Genomic DNA, 22,347 nt, shown 5'->3' with positions numbered 1-22,347 from the left:
AGTAACTCAACTTAAAGGAATAACAAATATGATTACTAAAGCCAGCAAACAGATAGGTGTACTTTCCGCATCACTGCTGCTTTCTCTGCAGCTACATGCTTCATCTCAGGTTGCCGACTCTGTTGCGCCGGAAGCTTCCAGTGGCATACAGAGCAAACAGGCGGTTACCGCCAACGAATTTATGGTCGCTGCCGCTAACCCTCTGGCGGCACAGGCCGGCTACGATGTACTGAAAAACGGCGGCAGTGCCATGGATGCTATGGTTGCCATTCAGGCAATGCTGGGGCTGGTAGAGCCGCAATCTTCCGGTCTTGGTGGCGGTGCATTTCTGGTTTACTACGATGCTGAAAGCAAACAGCTGACAACATTTGATGCCCGTGAAACCGCACCGCTGGCAGCAACTCCTGAACTGTTTCAGGATGAAAACGGCAAGCCCCTGAAGTTTTATGATGCAGTAGTGGGCGGCCGTTCCGTCGGCACCCCCGGTACCGTGAAGCTAATGGCAGACATGCACGCCCGTTATGGTAATCAGAACTGGGCAGGATTGCTGAAGCCTACACAGGAAATGGCGACCAACGGTTTCAGAGTATCTGCCCGGCTAGCTGGTGCTATCGCAAACGATAAAGAACGCCTGAGTACTTATCCGGATACCAAAGCCTATTTCTTCAGTGCTGAAGGTGAACCGCTAACAGAAGGGCATTTGCTGAAGAATCAGGATTACGCAGATACCCTCAGTCTGCTGGCAAAAGATGGCGCGGATGCATTCTACGCCGGCCCTATTGGCCAGGCGATTGTCGCTAAAGTAAACAGCATTCAGAATAATCCGGGGGTACTCAGTGAGCAGGACCTGGCGATTTACAGCGTGAAAGAACGCCCTGCAGTATGTGCACCTTATCGTCAGTACGATATCTGTGGCATGGGGCCACCAAGCTCCGGCGCGCTGACTGTTGGCCAGATCCTCGGCATCAGCAGTAACTTTGATCTGGCCGGGATGGGTGCCGATAGCGCTACCGCCTGGCAGGTTATTGGCGATGCTTCTCGCTTAGCCTTTGCAGACCGTGGCCGTTACATGGCCGATACAGATTATGTACCTATGCCTGAAGGCCTGCTGGATAAGAGCTATCTTACTCAACGTGCTGAGCTGATCACTGAAGGCAAAGCGTTAACTGAAGTGGCTCCGGGTGAACCACGCTGGGAACAGGCGATTGCTCAGGCGGACGACATAGCCATCGAACTGCCTTCCACTTCACACTTCGTGATCGTCGATAAAGCAGGCAATATCGTATCCATGACCACTACTATCGAGAACGGCTTTGGTTCCCGGGTTATGAGTAACGGCTTCCTGCTGAACAATGAACTGACCGACTTCTCGTTTGCTGCGCAGAAGAACGGTTACCCGATTGCCAATCGCATTGAACCGGGTAAACGCCCACGTTCTTCAATGGCGCCAACTATCGTCATGCGCGATGGTCAACCGTATATGGCGATCGGCTCTCCGGGTGGTTCACGTATCATTGGTTATGTGGCTTCTGCATTAATTGCCCATCTGGACTGGGACATGGATATTCAGCAGGCTATCGACTTACCACATCTGATCAACCGTTTCGGTACTTATGATCTGGAAAAAGGCACCGCAGCTGAGGGCTACAAATCTGCACTGGAAACAATGGGCTTCAGAGTGAACGTTCGTGACCTGAATTCCGGACTGCAGGCAATCATACTTGATGAAGGCAAACTCACAGGCGCAGCAGATCCTCGCCGTGAAGGCCTGGCACTGGGCGACTGATAGCTTAGAATCACTTCCCCCGCCTCTTTCTGAGGCGGGTTCTTCATGTACATAAAGTCTTAGATAAGAATGACTTACTCCCCGTTTTGAGTAAGCAAAATGATATATATGCCATTCTGAACCGGACTCTGACCGGATCCTCGCCTATGTTTAGTGCAGAGATATCTTTCTGAACTTCGGATGAGACAATTATCATGCGTTACCAGTGTGACCCTGTATGCTCAAAACACCTCAGTTATGTGGGCCAATTATTTGTGCCTCAGGGTTTGGCTAATCTGAGCGTTAAAAACCTGAGCCTTCTGAGAAAAGTATTCAGCCGATTACTGCATATCATCATCGTCATCAGCCTGTTACAGATCAGCGCAGCAGTACAGGCAGCACCCTATACCATAGGACTGGCAACCTGGAGCGGTTACCCGGAAAGCGTGCGAGGCTTTAAAGCCGGGCTGGCTGAAGCAGGTTTAATTGAAGGCCAGCAAGTCAGGTTTATCGCTGGTAAACAAGGTGCCGATAAAAACTTACAAGCGCAGGTTGCAGCAAAATTTATCCAGGCCAAAGTCGATCTGGTGTATTCACTGACCACTCCTGGCACCACCGTCATGCAGGATGAACTTCCAGTCAGTATGCCAATTGTTTTTTCTATCGTGACTTATCCGGCCGACTCCGGGCTGATCGAATCGTTTCAATACTCAGGTAATAATCTCGTCGGCACCAGTAATTATGTCCCTGTCAGACACTACCTGTACCTGTTAAAGCTGCTTTATCCACAGGTAAACCGCATTGCCATTTTCCATCGCCGGGGTGAACCCAATTCACAGATTCAGTCTGCAAATCTGCTGCGGATGTTTCGCAGGGAAGGCATTGAAGCACTGGAAATGAAACCGGAAAACATACAACAGGTAAAACGGCTGGCCAAACAGCTGATCGGCCAGGTTGATCTCTTTATGACAACCACTGATACCTTAATGCAGGCTGGCGGAGAAGAGGCCCTGATAAAGCTTTCACTGAAACATGGCATTCCTATTTTAAGCTCAAATAAAAAAGGCATTGAACAAGGAGCCAGTTTTGGTCCGGTAGCCGATTTTTATACTCTGGGCTTTATCGCCGGCCAAAAAGCTGCGCGTATCCTTCTCGATGGTATCGCTCCGAACAAACTAGAGTCTGAACTGCAGAATCCACCTTTATTTCTGGTTAATCGCAACACTATCAAAAACTTAGGAATCCCAATTTCGCCTGAAGCACACAGTATTGTAACTTGGACTGACGAATGAAATTAACGGCTAAAATCGTATTCACCGGCATCATTGCCGTGGGCCTGATTATGAGTGTTATCGGCTATCTTATTCTCTCTGGCATCGACCGTGAGATGACTCGCAACCTCGATAACTGGCTGGCCGGCGATGCAAAATTTGCTGCCGCCCGGGTTAACGAAAAAGCAGCACACGTCAGTGCAATTACGCAGGTGATAGCCAAATCAAGAGATATTCCGCATGCGCTTGAAACCTACGAGAGTCGGGGTATAAATGCCATTCTGAATGACCAGATCGCTATTTATCCTTTCATCAATTACATCCTGGTAACCGAGAATGATGGCAGCGTATTTGCCGCCAGTACTCTGGACGGTGAACGCAACAAAACCCGCGGCGAAGACTTATTACTGGAGCGGGCGATGGAACACCCTATGTATCAGCCTGACAGCAGCCGGCAACCGGTAAGCGTTGGCCGTATCGGCTATGACCCTTACCTGGCAATCATTGGTCTGGAACGAGGCTACTCGCAATGGTTTACAGCCGATATCAAACATAAAGGCGAAATTGTTGGTCAGGTAATAGTGTCTATCGACTGGGAAACTATCCATACCGAATTGCTTAACGATCTTGTCGAACAGCTCAGCGATACCGGCAACCCAATTGATGCCGCTTTTCTGACAGATACGAAGCAGCGCATTCTCAGTCATAACAGTAACAGTATTCTGGATCACTCTCATGAAGATCACCGGGATGAAAGTGCTGCACTGACGGAACATCAGCTTATTGGACAGCAAACAGTCAGTTTTGGTGATCACAGCTATATCGTTAATATCGTCTTCGATCGCGAACAAGCCCTGCAACCTATCAACACACTGAACCAGCGAGCCTTTCTGGCCACGTTCCTCGGCAGTTGCTTATTAGGAATAGTCTTGTTCTTTATGCTTCGCAAAACAGTCCTGTTGCGTATTAACAGCCTGCATCACGCTATGCTTCAAATCGGCTCAGGGGATTTAAGTTACCGGGTACCGAGATCCGGTAATGATGAAATTACCGAACTGGGGCGGGCAATTAATGAGATGACCGAAAATATCGGCACTAAAACTATCTCTATCGACCGGCTCAATGAAGAAATAGCTTTACGTAAACAAGCCCTGCAGGAAAAACGGGAACGGGAAGTCGAACTGGCCCAAAGCCGCAAATACATCGATGATATCACCCATAACGCACCACAACTGCTCTCCTATGTTGATAACAGTCAGCACTACCGGTTTGTAAACAAATCCTATGAACGCTGGTTTGACGTGCCACTGGATCATTTTCACGGCAAGCATGTGCGTGACAGTCTGGGCGAAGAAGCATATAGCATGATTCAGCCCTATATGCGTGCAGCACTGAATGGTCAGATGGTGTCTTACGAAGCTGAAATCCCCTATTCAGAAGGCGGCAACCGCTTCGTAAATGTTACCTATACCCCGGACAAAAATTCAGAAGGTTCGGTACAGGGGTTCTTCGTATCAGTGGAAGATATCACCGGTATCAAAGAGTCCGAGAAGAAAATACAGAACACCCTGAACCTCCTGGAAGCCACCCTGGAAGCAACCGATAACGGCATCATGGTAACCGACGAGTACGGCCAGATGATCAAAGCCAATCAACGCTTCACGGAAATGTGGCAAATCCCGGACAATGTGATCAGTGAAGCCGATACAGACGTCATTCTCAGCCAGATGGTCGAACAGATGGCTGACCCAAAAACCTTCCTTGAAGGTGTTAAGCAACTGCATGCTGAAGACCATATCAAAGCGCTGGAAACTCTCGCCTTCAGAGACGGCAGGGTCTTCGAGCAAGTGTCGCTGCCAATTATCAATAGCAACAAAGCCATGGGACGGGTATGGAGCTTTCGGGACATTTCACAACGCCAGCAATATGAAGACGGTTTACTGGAAGCCAAAAATGCTGCAGAAACTGCTGCCCAGGCTAAAAGTGAGTTTCTCGCCAACATGAGCCATGAAATCCGCACCCCAATGAATGGCGTACTTGGCATGCTGTCACTGCTGCAGGATACCGAACTGGATGAACAGCAACGCCATCAGGCAAGCCTTGCCACCAGCAGTGCCGAAAGCCTGCTAAACCTGCTTAATGACATTCTCGATTTCTCTAAAGTTAATGCCGGCAAGCTGGATCTGGAAAGCATCGACTTTGATCTGCACAGCATGCTTAATGAATTCATTGAGACAATGTCGCTGCAGGCCCACGATAAAGGACTGGAACTGATTCTCGATACCACAGAACTGGGCCACAGCCATGTCAGCGGTGACCCTACCCGGCTACGCCAGGTGATCACTAACCTCACCGGTAATGCTATCAAGTTTACCAGCCACGGCGACGTCAGCCTTAAAGTAGCCCTAAGTAACTTATCGCCCGAAGAAATAGCCAGCACCGGTAAACAGCTGCGCCTGCATTGCAGTATTTCCGATACCGGTATTGGGATTGCTGCCGAAAAATTACCCGCATTATTTGACTCATTCAGTCAGGTTGACGCTTCAACCACCCGACAGTATGGCGGCACCGGGCTGGGGTTGAGTATTACCAAGATGTTATGCGAACTGATGCAGGGCAGCATTCAGGTTACCAGCACAGTAGGTAAAGGCAGTAATTTCAGTTTTGATATGCTGTTGAACACCAGCGAAATGGACGAAAAAATACCCGATATTGATCTAAAAGGCCTCGAGCTTCTGGTTATTGATGACAATACCAATTGCCGGAGCAGCTTAAGCCGCCAACTAAGAATCTGGGGCGCTAAAGTAACTGAGGCTGCTGATGGCTTTATTGCTATGCAGTTGTGTCAGGAACGTGCTCAGCGAGCCGACCAGCAACTCTTCGATCTGGTGATGCTCGACATGCAAATGGCCGACATGGACGGCGAAGCATTTACTAACCGTCTGCATTCAGAGCCCAAGCTGCAACATATAAAACTGGTAATGATGACGCCTTCACTGAACTGTGAACCAACCCGGCGCTATGCTGAAAAAGTCGCCGACAGTTATTTCGCCAAACCTATTACAGTACCAATACTGCTGAAAGCTCTGAACACTGCCATCGACCGGCCACTGTTAATGCTGCTGGAGCCGGATGATGAAGCACCTAAATCAAAGCGCCATCAGCCGGTCAAAAATGCCGCTCAGGTCACCCACAACATGAAACAAATGCACCGGGTGCTGTTGGTCGAAGACAATAAAGTTAACCAGATGGTGGCTACTGGCATTTTACAACGGTTGGGATTACGGGTGGACGTTGCTGATAACGGTTTGGATGCTATTGGCAAACTGACCACCAGCGGCATGCCTTACAACCTGATACTCATGGACTGCCAGATGCCTGAAATGGATGGCTACGAAGCTACTCAGCAAATCCGCGAAGGCAATGCCGGTACCGAAAACCAGCGTATTCCCATTATCGCCATGACCGCCAATGCGATGAGCGGCGACCGGGAAAGGTGCCTCGAAGCCGGGATGGATGACTATCTCAGCAAACCGGTCATACTCAGCGACCTGGAAACCGCTCTGAAGCGCTGGTTACATCAGCATACCGGGCATGTATCTGAGAACAGTGTTACCGGTGAGACTGCCGATAGCCAGTCCACTCACCATGACAACCTTGGCGAAGAAGTATGTGTCTGGGACAAACATGAAGCGTTGGAGCGGGTAATGGGCGACGAAAGCTTCTTACATAGCCTGCTGGAAATCTATCTTAGCGACAGTCAGCCTTTAATCCTTAAATTACAGACTGCGCTGGAAGATGGTGACTGCGAGCAAGCGCATCATGCCGTTCATGCTTTAAAGGGCATGGCAGCGAACCTCTCGGCACACTACCTGCACCAGCTGTCTCAACAAATGGAACTGTTAATCAAGCAGGACGAAATCAGCGAAGTACTGCAGCGGCTACCCGGCTTTCTTGACGCCTGCCGAGAGTTAGAAGACATTTTCAATACTTGCCTGTCGCACTGAAAAAATGCCTCACTGAGTACCACAACGGTACTTGCACACAAGGCGTTCCAGTTCGCCCTGCTGCTCCAGCCGGGCGATACTTTCATTCAGTGACTGCAACAAAGTTTCCTGTGCGCGGTGCAAGCGGAAAGTCACCGCATTACTGGCGTAAGGCAACGAAATTTCGTAATTCAGCTGTTCTTCCAACTGGTAACGCAATGCCGTTGCCTCATTGATCAGACCTATTTGATTCCAGCCCCGGTGAACCCGCTGAGCAATCTGCCACTGGCTGGCGAAGTCTTCCCGAATCAGATCATCCGGCACCGACGCTCCCCTGACAGTTGCCACCCGGCGACCTTCCAGATCCTTAAGAATAAACACCGGAAACGAAAGCTCCGGCCGGTAAATAATCACTTCATTCACAATGCCGAAAGGCACACTGTAGAGCGATACCTGCTGTAAGGTATCCGGCACCTCCAGCTGCGGCGAAACACCAGCTTCAATATCAATCTCACCGGCAATGAACAACCGTTGTAAGCGCGCCTGGGACAGCGGCACAAAGTCCAGCTCAACCTGCAGGTCTTCTGCAATCAGCCGCAACGTATCCGCATAGATACCCTGAAACTCACCGTCAGCATCCTGCCAAAAAAACGGAATCTGGCCTGGTAACGGCATTCCAACCCGTAAAACCTGCTGTGAGCTCGCGCCCGGCAAAACATCAACGTCTGGAACAGCGGTATCCGATTCAACGTCGGCAGTCACCGCAAAACTGATCAGCGAAAGCAGGCTCAAACAGCTTAAAAACCGCAAAATGGCACGCAAGGACATATTTTATTGTTCTCTGTGATATTCTGAGCAACGGATAACAGACATGAGAATAACCTAAATTCATGCCACCTTCTCAAATTTAATGTCAGCACATTTTAAGCGCATCACTTAGCAGCGAACAGTACATCTTATGCCAACCAACAGCGCATCCGCCAAACTACTTGAACCCGTACTGCAGCTGGCACGTCACTTTCCTCAGCAAAGCGACCAAACGCTGCATCAGCAGTTACTCAGCAGCGCAGGCCTGACTGAAGCTGAATTCAGCAAACCCGGCGCCCGATTTGCTGTCAGCTGCTATCCAGACGTATTACAAACTCTGGCCGACGCCAGCGGTAACCCTTTGATTACTCTGAGTCTGGGTGAAGCCACTCAACCACGTTTATTAGGTTCTATCGGTTTCCTGATGGCCACGGCAACCACGCTGGAACAAGCATATCAGAGCCTGATCGACTACCTGCCACTGCTAATCGAAGGCGCGGTACTGGAAATGCAGCCCACGCCGGAAGGCAGCCTGTTAACGCTGGAGCTAAATCAGAATGATCCCCGGGCTATCGAATACTTTCTGGCCTGTCTGGTGAACTGGCCCCGCTGGCTTACCGGCCGGCAGGTGCAGGCACACGCTGTTCGCCTGGCACTTTCAGAGCCAGAAAATATCCAGCCTTATCAACAGTTTTTTGCTGCTGAGGTCGAGTTCGGTGCTGCCCGTAATCAGGTCTTACTCAACAGTGAATACCTAAGCCTGAGCTGTCTGGATGCCAACGGGGAAATGCACCAACTACACCGGGAGTTTGCCGATTCGCTGTTAAGTAAAAGTAACCAGCAAGGCGCACTCATAGCCCAGACCCGGAACCTGATCAGGCAGCAACTGGCCGAAGGCGGCAGCTCAGTCCGCCGGGAGCAGGTTGCCGACACTCTTGGCCTGAGTTTACGGACCCTGCAGCGCAAACTGGGACTACTAGGCACTAACTTTCAGGACCTTTACGACCAGACCCGCCGCGACCTGTGCCTGCAACTTATTCAGCGTGGTTTGCTCAGTTTCGGTGAAATCACCTTTCAACTGGGCTTCGCTAATCAATCCGCCTTCCAGAAAGCCTTTAAGCGCTGGATGGGAGTTGCTCCCAGCCAATACCGTAAACAGATTAAACCGCAAATCCCTGAACCGCTGAGTATCGGATCAGAACAGTCCCCGGATGCTGACTGGCTACAGCAGGAAAACCTGCAACAAGAATTCCGGCAACGGCTAAGCAGTCTGACCAGTTTCAGCCGTGAACTGCTCGACTGGGCGGCGATTGGTGGCGTCAGTAACGACCTGAGCGAACTTGCCCGGGTCACCAATAACCCGATGGCCCGGCTGGCCATTCACCTCTGGCCAGGTGAGCAGGCCGGCATTTTACTGCGTGAAGAACATACACCGGAGCACATCAGCTACCGGTTTGCTGACCCTATACTCCAGCAAAGCCTGTATCAGCAACTGAATGAAGATGAACAGCAACGGATGCATCAGCGTTTTGCTGAAAGCCTGCTGAGTAACTGGCAAACATCTGCAGACTCTGGCCCGGAGCTTTCCCAAGAGCGTTCACAGGAATTTTTCCAGGAGCCTTCCCAAGAGCTTTCACAATTGGCCCAGGTATTACGCCACCTCAACCTGCTCACTGCCCGACGGTCAGAACAACTGTCAGCCCGGTTGCCAGACAGCCCACGTCAGGCGCTGAACTTACAGGCAGCGAACTTAGCCCGACAGAAAAAGTTCTATTCTCAGGCTGCTCAATATCTGCAGCATGCCATCACAGATGCCCAGAGCACCGAACAAAGCACCGACCTGCTACTCCAGTCCGCAGAGATCAACCTGCTAAACAGTGACTCAGAATCAGTAAATCATGACCTGCAACGGGCTCAGCAGCTATTGCCTGAAAATAAGCAATTGACATACAGCCAATACCCTGCCCGCTGGGTATTATTGCAGGCACGGCTATATCAGTTACAGAATGAGTCAGGGGCCGCCTTGCAGGTACTCTGTCAGCAACTCAGCACCGATGGCCAGCCGCTACCCACTCAACACAATGAACAGCTCAGGTTGTTACTCAGTCAGCTAGAGAGCATTAATCACTTTACGGCCAGTGATATGCAGCCTGTTCTGGTCGCTCAGGATCTGCAATTACAACTACTGGAGCAAATCAGTTTATTAGCCCGTCAGCTCAGCCAGCCCTTATTGGCTGCCTGTGCCATCGGTCGGATGACCGAAATTTGCCTGCAACAACCAGGCTCCGCTCTGGCAGCCTTTGCCTTCAGCAGCTATGCCTGGGTTGCCAGCTGGTTCTGCGGTGATGCGCAGCTGGCACGCAGTTTCACCAGTAAAGCCATGCACCTGGCCGACAGTACCAACCATCCGGCTCAGACTGGCAGTGCAGCCTTACGGCTCAACAGTCAGGTACAACACTGGTTCAGTCCATTGCATGTAGTCCGGCAGCAACTGACTCACACACTGGAACTGGCCGCAAGTCACCATCAGTGGCCGGCTCTTAGTGATGGGCAGCTACTGGCAGCCCAGCTGGATCTGTTTCGCCCCGTACAGCAGGCTTCACTGAATGAACTGCAAGTACAGCAGCAACAACTGCACCAGCAAATGCAGGCACGTCAGCAGAGCACTCAGGCCGCCTGGCTGGCCGAGTCAGGCCTGGCATTTATCCAACAAATGCAGGATACCAACGCAACACCGGTATCACTCGACTACCAACATGGCTGGCAAATCGTCAGCTGTTGTATCAGTGCATTGCTACTCGATCAGCAACACCTTTGGCCAGGTCTTTATCGCTGGGAAGCACGGCTGGAAAACGAACTGGCCGGATACTTCGGTGTCAGCGAAGCTCTGTTCTGTACTGCACTGATGCGATTAATCCAGGCAGGCCAGCAACAGGCCATCAGCCGGCGCCGCCAGCTGGAAACTGAACAACTGATTTCCCGACTGGAGATCTGGGCGGTTCAGAGTCCGGAAAACTTTCGTTGTCAGCTATTGTTATTACAGGCCGAACACAGCCGCTTTCAATCAGACAGTGGTGCCACCGCCAAACTTTATGAGCAGGCTTTACACGCAGCAGAATCACAGGATTTTAGCTTTCATAAAGCATTGGTAAACGAACGGTACGCAGATTTTCTACAACATAACGGACAAACCGCCCTGGCAAAATACTGTTTACAGGATGCCCTGAGCTTCTATAAACACTGGGGAGCAGACGCAAAAGCAAAACAACTGGCACAAACACTGGAATTGCTGGCAAAATAACCAATCACGCGTAACCGACAGAAATCAGATAACGGCTGACATGACACCCTGGAAAGTACTGATAGTTGACGACGAAGAAGGCATTCACGGCATTACCCGGATGATCTTCCGTGGCTACGAATTTGAACAGCGCGGCATTGAACTGATAAGTGCCATGAACGGTACTGAAGCCCGTAAAATTCTGGCTGAACAACAGGATATAGCCCTGGCGCTGCTAGACGTTGTGATGGAAACCGACCATGAAGGTCTGCAACTGGTCGACTTCATTCGTAACCAGCTGAATAATCAGGATATCCGGGTCATACTGCGTACTGGCCATCCGGGTTATGCACCGGAAGCTCAGGTAATCGTTAACTACGATATTAACGATTATCTCAGCAAAGCTGAGCTTTCTGCTTCGCGGTTACTGACCTCAGTCGTGGTTGCCTTACGTTCCTACCGGGATATAAAAACCGCCCGTCAGCAAGCAGATCAGCCAGCCAGCGAAGGCCAAAAAGATTCCTTGTTACAATCCGCTGCCGGTGAGTTACAACAGCAGATGACACCCTTACTGCAACAAAGCCGTCGCCTCCAGCAACTGGAACTGAATCCAGTTGCCCGGGACCTCAGCCACGAACTACATGCCCGGCAGCAACGCTTACATAACAGCGTCAGCCTGTTGCACAGCCCGGCAATCACTGATGACCATCAGCAAGTCAGCTTGAGTAATTTACTCAACGAAGTATTACAGATTTTCTTACCGCAAAGCCGTCGTGAAGGCTGGTTGCTGGATTACAGCCTGGATGAACAACTACCGGCTCAGCTGAACAGCTCACCGGCGAAGTTACAACAGTTACTGATTAGCGCCACTGAACTAGCCATTCTGCAAGCCAAAGGGCATGATCTGAAACTCAGTGTCAGCATGTCTGGCACCTCCCAGCTACAGTTCAGCCTGACCCAACTCAGCGGCCAGCCGGTATTTATCCGTACGCCCTGGAGTCAGCATCTTCAGCAGCAACTGCACAACCTTTGCCAGCAGCTAAAAGGTCAGTTACTGGACGCAGGTGATCAGAGTGCTATCCGTTGCCTGTTACCTCTGACGAGCTGAATTTTATTGCCAGGGCTTTAGCTGCTATTACTTAGCCTGACAGAATAATCAGGCAGAATGAGGATATACATGCCATGCCTGATGCATGGCATGTTTAGTACCTGTTCTCAGTTATCTGAAAGCATGTACACAGTGCCTTCCTGGCGCTGATGGTCAATCCACTGTTCGGCCTCTTCACGGCTACGGCCAAAGAAAACCACCCTGGACATATGCTTTAGCATACCTCCGGACATTATCTCATGGCGATAAACCCACCAGCTGTCAGCGGCAATTTCACGGATTTTTAAAACGAATTCTATAGGTGTTACAGGTTGGTATGCGTCTGCTATGTTCATCGCTCTGCCGGCCCCGGGGCCGTTATTTTTAGGTTTTAGTTTAAGATAACAGGCCACACTGTCTGTGCAGTTTCAGTGGCCCGTTGTCAGAATCAGCATTGGCTCAGGCATGATCCTTCAAAATAAGGACAGTTTTATGCCAGCTATGAAATATTCCCCTTCACAAACATAGCAAACAAAACGTCCTTAACAACCAACTCCAAACAAGTTAGTTTTTCAGCAACATTACGGAACATCCTGCCCGTTCTGCTACCCGTGCTGAGACAGAGCCCAGCAAGAACTCATTCATTCGGGAACGGTGATGTGCCGACATCACTACCAGATCCATTTCCTTTTTGCGGACATAGCGAATAATCATTTCCGCCGGAGATCCTTCGTACACTTTCAGCACAGGCTGGACACCGTCCGGCAGTACTGAGTCTGCATATTTTTTGAATTTGCGGGCCACTTCCTTCATGGCATGCTGATGATCGCTTTCACTGAAAAACGACGCTACCAGCGAGTTACTGAAACCGGACACAACTGTAACCAGATGCAATTCGGCCTGATTTTCCTGTACTTCCCGCAATGCCAGTTTCAATGCGTCCTGAACAAATTCAGGTTCTGAAAGATCAACCGGCACCAGTACTTTTTTAAACATCACTCATTCCTCGAATGTTCCGGTTATTCACCGCCTGTGAATAACCGGATAATAGTCGCCGATGCGGATTACGCTTCGGCAGGCGTCAGCTTTGCCTGTGTAGTGCGACGTCGCCGCTGCAGGGTAATCAGCACCAACAGCAATGCTACCGCAGGGATATACATTAGCTGTTTGGCAGGCTGAGCCTGCGGTGCCTCGACACCGGTAATCACCTGATCAAAGGCGAGTCCGGCACGCTCTGCAGCGCTGTCGAAGGCAACAAAATCGACGACTGTCTTACCATTGTTTGCCAGCAGTTCCACACCGGTATTTGCCAGTCGCTCGGCGCCATCAGCACCTTCACCTAACACCAGATTGACCAAAAATGAGCGCTGGTTACCGACAGCATCTTCGCCGTCAATCCAGAAGCGCAGCTCGGTACCCGGAGCAATATCACCCGCGGCCTGTACCAATGTTTGTGGCGCAATCTGCTGATAAGGCTCAACAATCCTGTCCATCCAGAAACCCGGGCGGAACAGCGAAAAAGCAATCAACAGAAGTAAGACAGTTTCGTACCAACGGTTACGGGCGAAGAAATACCCCTGGGTCGCAGCGGTAAAGATCAACATCGCAATGGTAGCCACGATGAAGATCTGGATTCCTTCCAGCCAGGTCACATCTATCAACAACAGATCAGTGTTGAAGATAAACAGGAACGGCAGCGCCGCAGTACGCAGACTGTAGCTGAAGGCGACAAAACCGGTCCGGATGGGATCACCACCGGACACTGCCGCCGCGGCAAAAGAGGCCAGACCAACCGGTGGGGTCACGTCTGCCATAATGCCGAAGTAGAATACGAACAGATGCACAGCAATCAGCGGTACGATTAATCCGGATTCCTGGCCCAGTGAGATAACCACTGGAGCCAACAGAGAAGAAACAACGATGTAGTTTGCTGTGGTCGGCAGACCCATGCCCAGAATCAGGCTGAGAATCGCGGTAAGAATCAGCATTAGCAGAAGGTTGCCCATGGACAGCACTTCCACCAGATCCGCCAGCACTGAGCCCACGCCGGTCTGCGATACAGCACCTACGATGATGCCGGCCGTTGCAGTGGCAATGCCGATACCAATCATATTCCGCGCACCGACGATCAGACCGTCTACCAGCTCATTTGCCCCCTGACGTAAACGCTGGGCAATACCCTGTTCGTTACGGAACCAGGCGATCAGCGGACGCTGGGTGACCAGAATAAACAGCATTAATACGGTTGCCCAAAAAGCTGATAATCCCGGTGACAGACGCTCAACCATCAGACACCACACCAGCACAACGACTGGCAGTAAAAAGTGCAAGCCGGATTTAACCGTCGGCGCAACTTCCGGTAGCTGCACCATAGGTGCATTCGGGTCGTCCAACTGTAAATCAGGAACTTTCGCGGCACAGCTCAGTAAGTACAGGTAAGCTCCACCCAGCAACATTGCAATGACAATGCCTGCATATTCACCGAACATCGGTTTAATCCAGCCAATACCGAAATACACCGCTGCTGCCAGTGCGGCGGTCAGCAGGAAGCCCGTCAGCATGCCAAAAATACGCAGCTGCCAGGGTTTGATCGCACCACGACGTGGCAAACCCTGCATATCCAGTTTCAGTGCTTCAAGGTGCACGATATACACCAGTGCCAGATACGAGATCAGTGCCGGCAAAAATGCATGGGTGATGACCTGTACGTAGGAGATACCAACGTACTCCACCATCAGGAAGGCTGCTGCCCCCATTACCGGCGGCATAATCTGACCATTCACCGAAGAAGCCACTTCAACCGCACCAGCTTTCTCAGACGAAAAGCCAACCCGCTTCATCATCGGAATAGTAAAGGTACCGGTGGTCACTACGTTCGCAATCGAAGACCCGGAAATCAGACCCGTCAGGCCAGACGAAACCACCGCGGCTTTCGCCGGACCGCCACGCATGTGGCCCAACAATGAAAACGCTACCTGAATGAAGTAGTTACCGGCGCCGGCTTTGTCCAGCAAAGCACCAAAAAGTACAAACAGGAAAACGAAGCTGGAAGATACGCCCAGAGCAATGCCGAACACACCTTCAGTGGTCAGCCACTGATGGTTAACTAACTCTTCAAGCGACACACCTTTGTGCGCAATGATATCCGGCATATACGGGCCGGCCAGCGAGTAAGTCAGGAACACAATTGCGACAATCATCAGCGGTGGTCCCAGCGTTCGGCGGGCAGCTTCAAGCAGCAATACCAGACCGATAACAGAAACAACCAGATCCTGCATATTCGGCAGACCCGGACGGCTAACTAACTGATCGTAGAACAGGAAAATATATGACGCACTGAATGCACCAATCAGACACAGGCCGATATCCATCAAAGGGATGTGGTGACGAGGAGAGCGGGCCAGAGCCGGGTAGGCTGTAAATGCCAGAAAGGTTGCAAAACCTAAGTGAATTGCACGGATTTCAGTGTCGTTGAAAATGCCGAAACTGCCTATTAAAGGCCAGTCGTAAAAAGGAAGTGGAGACGCGATCCATAGCTGAAACAGTGACCAGAACAGTGCAGCACCGAGTAGTACTTTACCCTGCCAGCCCTCAGGAATTCGGGCGCCGGTATCATTGGCGGCAACCATTTCCTGAAGTTCCTGTTCTTCAACCTCTCCCTGTCTGTTTTGCGTAGTTGTCATAATCAGCTCCAAAAAACAGCATGGCTAAAAAAAGAGCCCTCCGTATTCAGCCCCTCAGACAAAACTGTCTGTGGGTGCCCGGCTGATGGAGGGCTCGGCAGAGAGCTAGCTCTCTGCGAGGGACATGAAAACAGTCAGCAGATCAGGAGAACTTCTGACCGTTTCCTCATGTAAAAAAGATACCTGCAGGCCATAATCGACAAGTGAGCGTTGCAGGTATCTGAAAACGTGTCCGTATGAGGGGAAACGACTTACATCCAGCCCTGTTCTTTGTAGTAACGAACAGCACCTTCGTGCAGTGGAGCAGACAGGCCGTTAGCAATCATGTTCTTAGGATCAAGGTTAGCGAACGCAGGGTGCAGACGCTTGAAACGGTCAAAGTTGTTAAATACCGCTTTCACAACTTCGTAAACAGTATCCGCATCAACCTGAGCAGACGTCACCATAGTTGCTGCATTACCGAAAGTAGCTACATCGCCGTCGCTACCTTTGTACATGCCACCAGGGATGCTTGCAGGTGCGTAGAAATCATTTTCAGCAATCAGCTTATCGATAACAGCACCAGTAACCGGAATTACTTTTGCGTCACAGGAAGTAGTCGCTTCTTTGATCGCACCGGACGGGTGACCAACTGCATAGATCATTGCATCGATCTTGTTATCACACAGAGCCTGAGCCTGTTCAGCAGACTTCAGTTCAGCCGCCAGTTTGAAGGTCTCGTTTGTCCAGCCCTTCTCTTCCATGATGACTTCCATCGTGCCGCGGGTACCGGAACCTGGGTTAGTCAGGTTAACGCGCTTACCAGCCAGATCGTCAAAAGACTCAATACCGGAATCAGCACGGGCAACAACAGTGAAAGGTTCGTTATGAACAGCGAACAGAGCACGCAGGTCTTCAAACTTACCCTGCTGTTTGAAAGTATCGTGTTTAGAACCATTCAGTGCGTGGAACTGCCAGTCAGACTGAGCCATGCCCATGTCTTGCTGACCCTGACGAACCGCATTGATGTTGGCAACAGAACCACCGGTAGAAGGCGCAGTACACTTGATGCCGTGATCGTCAGTCTGACGGTTTACAAGACGACAGATAGACTGACCAACCACATAGTAAACGCCAGTCTGGCCGCCGGTACCGATAGTTACGTAAGTCTGGTCAGCGCTGTTCGCTGCAGTGGCGCCGAAAATACCGGCGAAGCCTACTGCTGAGGACAACAGAGTTGTTGCTAATTTATTCTTCAGAGACATGGTCATACCTTGTTATCGTTATTATTCCCGCCTGGCGGGCTTTATATGCCGGTCACAGTCAGTGAGAGGAGTTACCAACTGCAGCCGTGTTTGTCAGGAAACCGCTACAACATAAAAGAAACCCAGGGAAGCCATGACCGCCAGCCATGCCAATAAAACCTCCTTACGTGCCAGAGCCGGTAAATTACTGGCAGCCGAAGGGAATTTGCTTAAGGTAGAGAGAGAATTACAATGAGCACACAGTCATCATCAGGCAGACTTGATCCACATGATTTTATTGCAGCGTCTTAATCAGCTCCGTTATCAGAAGCCACTGGGGATACGTTTGCTTGCAGCTATATTGCTGTGCAGCTCGGCGATTACTCTGATCGCTACCGGCACCCAGCTATGGCTGGATTACCGTTACGAACTGTCGGCTATTGATGAACGTCTGCAACAGATTGAAACCAGCTCACTGAACAGCCTGTCCAACAGTCTCTGGGAGATAAGCCCGGCACAGATTCAGGTACAGCTGGATGGCCTCCACCAGCTGCCAGATATTCGCTATCTAGAAATCAGCTCACAATACGGTGATTACTACTCGGCCGGCACCCGCCCTGAAGAAGGGCCGATTGTTGAGCGTAATTACAACCTCAGCCATCAGGGTGCAGATGGCACCGTGTTTCCGGTGGGCGATCTGACCCTGGTTATCAGTCTGGATGAAGTCTATCGCCGGTTGACCGACAAAGTACTGGTGATTCTTGCTTCTCAGGGCATCAAAACCTTTCTGGTGTCTATTTTCATTCTAACCATCTTTCACCGGCTCATTACCCAGCACCTTGGAACGATGGCCAGCTACGCCCGCCGCCTAAAGCTGGACCAGCTCGACCTGCCACTGGTTTTGAAGCGCAACAAAAAACACCGGGACGATGAGATCAGCCAGGTAGTTGATGCGATGAACAGCATGCGAGAATCCATGCTGCACGATATGAGTAAGCGCGAAGATGCAGAACGCTCACTGGCCAAGCTAAACGCCGAACTGGAGCAAAGGGTAACCGACCGGACCCGCGAACTGGAAGAACGTAACACTGAGCTGCACGACACTCTGGAAACCCTGCGGGCCACCCAACGACAGTTAGTCGAATCCAAAAAACTGGCTGCTCTGGGCGGCCTGGTTGCCGGCGTTGCCCATGAAATAAACACACCTATTGGTATTGGTTTTACCGCCGCGTCTTTTCTGTCTGATCAGGCTAAGGAATATCTGCAGCGTCACCCTGACGATGAACTGGCAGCGACCGCTGAAGAAAGTAGCCATTTAATTTGTCAGAACCTGGAACGGGCCGCTCAACTGGTCCGGGCGTTCAAACAGGTATCGGTGGATCAGTCCAGCGAGCAACGCCGGCCATTCGATTTGATGCAGTATATGGATGAGGTTTTGCTCTCATTAAAGCCACGTCTGAAGCGCTGTAATCCGGAAATAAACATTAACGGGCCAAAACAACTGCTACTGGACAGCTATCCCGGCAGTTATTACCAGATATTCACCAACCTGATTCTCAACTCCCTGCTGCACGGCTTTGAAAACCAGCGCGGCGGCCACATTGATATTCAGATTCGCCATGCCGATAACCGGGTCATTATTGATTACTGTGACGATGGAATAGGCGTACCGGAAGGCTGGCACCAGAAACTCTTTGAACCTTTCATGACCACTAAGCGCAGCCAGGGCTGTAGCGGTTTGGGCATGCATATCGCGTTTAACCTGGTGAGCCAGTTACTCAAAGGTCATATCGATTCTTTGCCAACCGAAAAAGGCGCACATTTCCGTCTTGATCTACCGGTAGAAATTGATAACCCGCATTAAGGTAATACGGCTCAGAGCAAACCCGCTTCACGAAAATACCGTACAGCACCCGGATGCATAGGCGCGGCCAGCGGCGTGGTTACCATGCGTTTGATATCCAGCTCAGTAAACGCCGGATGCATACGCTGGAAGCGTTCAAACTGGCCAAACAGTGACTTAACAACCGCATATACAGCGTCTTCAGAAGCATTCGCCCGGGTAAACAGAGTAGCGTTCACACCGGCTGTTTTAACCCCGTCTGTCAGGCCGTATAACTCGGTATTTAACACCTGTGGATAATAGTGTGGGTTATTTTCGGTCAGGGCGCGGATATCCGCCGGGCTAAGGCTGATCAGCTTACTATCGCAGTCACGCACTGCTTCCTTAATCGCGCCGCTGGGATGCCCAACCACGTAGAGCGTGGCATCAATACGGTTCTCACATAACGCCCTTGCCTGTTCTGCCGGTGCCAGTCGGTGCACTTCAGAAAAGTCCTCCAGCTGCCAGCCACGGGCCTTAATCAGCGCCCCGAAAGTGATCTGCTGACTGCTGGTTTCCTGGCCAATATTGATCCGCTTCCCCCGCAGATCTGCTAAATGTTCAATGCCACTGTCGCCACGTACCAGCACCGAAATGTATTCCGGATAAAGGCTAAACAAAGCCCGCAATTCAGTGTCGGCTTCCTGAAACTTTCCCCGGCCATGCAGCGCGTCATATAACTGACCCGCTTCAGCAATGCCCAGATCCAGTTCACCGCTGGTCACTTTTTGCAGATTGTTCACAGAGCCCGGCGTACTGAGCACCACACAATGGATCCCATGTTCGCTGCGGGTACGGTTTACCAACCGACAAAGCGCACCACCCGCCGGATAATACAAGCCTGTCACGCCACCGGTACCCAGTGAGACAATATTGCTTTCTGCTATGGCGGTGATCGAAAACACCGTTCCACAGAGCATCATCAGACAGGACTGCCACCAATACTTCATATTGCTCTCTTATTAACAACTCTCTAAGAACTAAAACGAAACTGATCAAATTTGCGGCAGTTTAACAGAATCACCTGAACACACCTAAAACCGCTCCGGTAAGCCAGGCATATTGAGCCTGCTCAGGCTAGTTCAGGGTCACAGTCATAACCACAGGCTGGGATCTGATAACCAGATCCTGCAGGGAGAACTTTATCCGCTGCCAGTCCGGTAAATTTTCCAACTCTACCCGCTTTATGCGTGATAAACCCAGTGGCTCAGAAGGCCCCGTAAACACGTTAAAGTCCAGATCATAATTGCTATTCAGATCATGAATGACCTGTATCGCATAATCCCCCGGTGGCAGCTCCCTGAATATATGCTGTACTGACGGCACCCGCGTTTCCAAAACCACTGAGTACAAGGCTTCCAGATCAGCTTCTGACTCATACATCTGCTGGTTAACCAGTTCAATAATTACCTGGCCCTTAGTCGACTGCAAATTATCGACTCTAACTTCCAGATCTGTTGCCTGTACGGCACCAGACATCAATATCGCCATCAACCAACCCAATCCTGCTTTCATTCACTCACCTTTTTTACAAACTTAATTTTCTAACTTACATTTTTGGCTAAACATTCATTCAAACAGTTTGACGGTTAATAAACTGTTAGGACGACACTACTGATCAAAACAAAACTTTCCATCCGCCACCCACTGGTCAATAAAATCCAGTAACGCCTGAAGCTTACGCGGCTTGTTCACTCCGCTGCGATACACCAGATAAATCGGCATAGGCGGCACACACAACCCATCCAGCACAGCAACCAGCGTGCCTTTCTCTAACTCTTCACGGGCCGAACTTACCGGCAACTGCGTAATTCCCAAGCCCCGTAAAGCGGCATTTTTCAGGGCTTCGATATTACTGCAGTAGAAGTTACCTCTAACCGGAATTGAGCAGGTATGTTCGCCACAGGTCAGTACCCAGTCGGTATCTGTCGGGTTGTACTGAAAGCGCAAACAATTATGCTCAACCAGATCCTGAGGTTCCTTAATTGCGGGATGCTGGGCCAGATATTCAGGGCTGGCCACCAGAATGCGTGATGAAGAACCTATTTTCCGGGCCACCAGCCGGTCATCCGCGACCTGACCTATACGGAATCCTAAGTCGATACTTTGCGCAAACAGATCATCGAAAGCATAAGACAACTCCAGTGCTACAGTAATTTTTGGCCACTGCAGCATGAAGTCCGCCAGCAAAGTGGCAGTCAGGTATTCGCCCAACACAGGCGGTGCTGTCAGTTTTAATAACCCCTGTACCTGTGTATCAAGTGACTGCACATCCTGCCGCAGGGACCGAAATTCTTCTACCAGCTGAAATGCCCGTTCATACACCAGCTTACCCGCTTCTGTCAGGCTCACTTTACGGGTAGAGCGCTCCAGCAACCGGCTCTGTAAATGCTCTTCCAGCCGGGAAACCTCTTTACTGACCGTAGACTTTGGCAATGCCAGTAACTCAGCTGCCTGGGTCAGATTCAAAGTCTGACAGACAGTCACGTATATCGATAAAGTACGAAAACCAATTGTCTCTAAATCGCGAACATTCAATTTCAAATTACCCAATTGTTTCTAAAACATTCAAAACATAATCTAACTGCAAGCAATGAGCAACCTCATCCCCGGGTAAATGCTCAGCATAAGTAAGAGATTAGACAATGACCGAAACAACCCTGACGACAGTAACTGATTTTCCAATTAACCAGCGCTGGCCCGCCAGCACACCGGATAAACTACAGCTGTATTCCTACCCAACACCAAATGGCGTAAAAATATCCATTGCCCTGGAAGAAATGGGGCTGGACTACGAAGCTCATCTGGTCACGCTGGCAGACGCAGATGTTAAAAGCCCGGAGTTTTTATCGCTCAATCCGAACAACAAAATTCCGGCAATCATTGACCCTGACGGCCCTAATGACCAGCCAATGGGCCTGTTTGAAAGTGGCGCCATACTGCTTTATTTGGCCGAGAAAACCGGCCAGCTGATCGGCAATAATCCGGCAGAAAAAGCCAAAGTCATTCAGTGGTTAATGTTCCAGATGGGTGGCATCGGTCCAATGCTCGGCCAATTAGGTTTCTTTTACGCCTTTGCCGGCAAAGACATTGAAGATCCACGTCCCCGTGAACGTTACATCAATGAAACCCGACGCTTACTCAACGTGCTTAATCAGCAACTCGAAGGTCAGAACTGGGTCGCCGGCGACTACTCTATTGCTGATATTGCCATTGCACCATGGCTACAAACTATCGAAAGCTTTTACAAAGCGGGAGAGGTTACAGAATTCCGCAGCTTTAAAAATGTGGTCGCCTATGTCGATCGCTTTAGCCAGCGCCCTGCCGTGCAGCGTGGCTGGAAAACTCCGGCAAAAGACTAAC

The 22,347-nt window shown here is 50.6% G+C and carries 15 protein-coding genes; 7 read left to right on the top strand and 8 right to left on the bottom strand.

Going from position 1 to position 22,347, the window contains the following annotated elements; genetic code table 11:
- Positions 1–28: 28 nt before the first annotated feature.
- The 3 genes from ggt to OCU49_RS00560 all read left to right on the top strand — a co-directional run bounded on the left by ggt (position 29) and on the right by OCU49_RS00560 (position 7,043).
- Positions 29–1,786: a gamma-glutamyltransferase gene (ggt, locus tag OCU49_RS00570; RefSeq protein WP_261843084.1), complete on the top strand. Its 1,758-nt coding sequence runs from the start codon at positions 29–31 to the stop codon at positions 1,784–1,786.
- Positions 1,787–1,980: 194 nt separating this feature from the next.
- Positions 1,981–3,057, top strand: a complete 1,077-nt coding sequence (locus tag OCU49_RS00565; RefSeq protein ID WP_261843083.1) for an ABC transporter substrate-binding protein — start codon at positions 1,981–1,983, stop codon at positions 3,055–3,057.
- The gene (locus tag OCU49_RS00560) at positions 3,054–7,043 is read left to right on the top strand and encodes a response regulator (protein ID WP_261843082.1); all 3,990 of its coding nucleotides are present in this window, start codon (positions 3,054–3,056) and stop codon (positions 7,041–7,043) included. Before OCU49_RS00565 ends, OCU49_RS00560 begins: the two co-directional genes overlap by 4 nt.
- A 9-nt stretch (positions 7,044–7,052) precedes the next feature.
- Here the strand turns inward: OCU49_RS00560 and OCU49_RS00555 are convergent, their stop codons facing one another.
- Entirely contained in the window at positions 7,053–7,850 is a 798-nt protein-coding gene (locus OCU49_RS00555; protein WP_261843081.1) for a substrate-binding periplasmic protein, read from the bottom strand.
- Between the two features lie 130 nt (positions 7,851–7,980).
- On the opposite strand from OCU49_RS00555, the gene OCU49_RS00550 reads away from it, so the two are divergent.
- Positions 7,981–11,130 (top strand): AraC family transcriptional regulator ligand-binding domain-containing protein, encoded by a 3,150-nt coding sequence (locus tag OCU49_RS00550; protein WP_261843080.1) that lies wholly within the window; start codon positions 7,981–7,983, stop codon positions 11,128–11,130.
- Between the two features lie 40 nt (positions 11,131–11,170).
- Positions 11,171–12,217: an ATP-binding response regulator gene (locus tag OCU49_RS00545; RefSeq protein WP_261843079.1), complete on the top strand. Its 1,047-nt coding sequence runs from the start codon at positions 11,171–11,173 to the stop codon at positions 12,215–12,217.
- 107 nt (positions 12,218–12,324) lie between these two features.
- Here OCU49_RS00545 and OCU49_RS00540 read toward each other — a convergent pair whose 3' ends face one another.
- The 4 genes from OCU49_RS00540 to OCU49_RS00525 form a co-directional block, all read right to left on the bottom strand.
- Complete coding sequence (locus OCU49_RS00540) at positions 12,325–12,552, bottom strand: hypothetical protein (protein WP_261843078.1); 228 nt, start codon at positions 12,550–12,552, stop codon at positions 12,325–12,327.
- Positions 12,553–12,760: 208 nt separating this feature from the next.
- The gene (locus OCU49_RS00535; protein ID WP_261843077.1) at positions 12,761–13,192 is read right to left on the bottom strand and encodes a universal stress protein; all 432 of its coding nucleotides are present in this window, start codon (positions 13,190–13,192) and stop codon (positions 12,761–12,763) included.
- A gap of 68 nt (positions 13,193–13,260) precedes the next feature.
- The gene (locus OCU49_RS00530) at positions 13,261–15,879 is read right to left on the bottom strand and encodes a TRAP transporter permease (protein WP_261843076.1); all 2,619 of its coding nucleotides are present in this window, start codon (positions 15,877–15,879) and stop codon (positions 13,261–13,263) included.
- 251 nt (positions 15,880–16,130) lie between these two features.
- Complete coding sequence (locus tag OCU49_RS00525) at positions 16,131–17,123, bottom strand: TAXI family TRAP transporter solute-binding subunit (protein WP_261843075.1); 993 nt, start codon at positions 17,121–17,123, stop codon at positions 16,131–16,133.
- Between the two features lie 268 nt (positions 17,124–17,391).
- Here OCU49_RS00525 and OCU49_RS00520 point away from each other — a divergent pair, with 268 nt between their 5' ends.
- Positions 17,392–18,966: a sensor histidine kinase gene (locus OCU49_RS00520; protein WP_261843074.1), complete on the top strand. Its 1,575-nt coding sequence runs from the start codon at positions 17,392–17,394 to the stop codon at positions 18,964–18,966.
- Between the two features lie 11 nt (positions 18,967–18,977).
- On the opposite strand, the gene OCU49_RS00515 is transcribed toward OCU49_RS00520, so the two are convergent.
- From OCU49_RS00515 to OCU49_RS00505, 3 genes are all read right to left on the bottom strand, one after another.
- Complete coding sequence (locus tag OCU49_RS00515) at positions 18,978–19,934, bottom strand: TAXI family TRAP transporter solute-binding subunit (protein ID WP_261843073.1); 957 nt, start codon at positions 19,932–19,934, stop codon at positions 18,978–18,980.
- Positions 19,935–20,061: 127 nt separating this feature from the next.
- A complete protein-coding gene (locus tag OCU49_RS00510; RefSeq protein WP_261843072.1) occupies positions 20,062–20,499 on the bottom strand; it encodes a DUF2141 domain-containing protein in 438 nt (145 codons plus the stop codon).
- A gap of 96 nt (positions 20,500–20,595) precedes the next feature.
- Positions 20,596–21,522 (bottom strand): LysR family transcriptional regulator, encoded by a 927-nt coding sequence (locus tag OCU49_RS00505; RefSeq protein ID WP_261843071.1) that lies wholly within the window; start codon positions 21,520–21,522, stop codon positions 20,596–20,598.
- 107 nt (positions 21,523–21,629) lie between these two features.
- On the opposite strand from OCU49_RS00505, the gene OCU49_RS00500 reads away from it, so the two are divergent.
- A complete protein-coding gene (locus OCU49_RS00500) occupies positions 21,630–22,346 on the top strand; it encodes a glutathione S-transferase N-terminal domain-containing protein (protein ID WP_261843070.1) in 717 nt (238 codons plus the stop codon).
- Position 22,347: the final 1 nt, after the last annotated feature.

The sequence above is a fragment of the Aliamphritea ceti genome (assembly GCF_024347215.1).
Taxonomy (GTDB): domain Bacteria; phylum Pseudomonadota; class Gammaproteobacteria; order Pseudomonadales; family Balneatricaceae; genus Amphritea; species Amphritea ceti.
The sequence above is the reverse complement of the archived record's forward strand: the minus strand, read 5'-3'. Positions and strand labels throughout refer to the sequence as shown.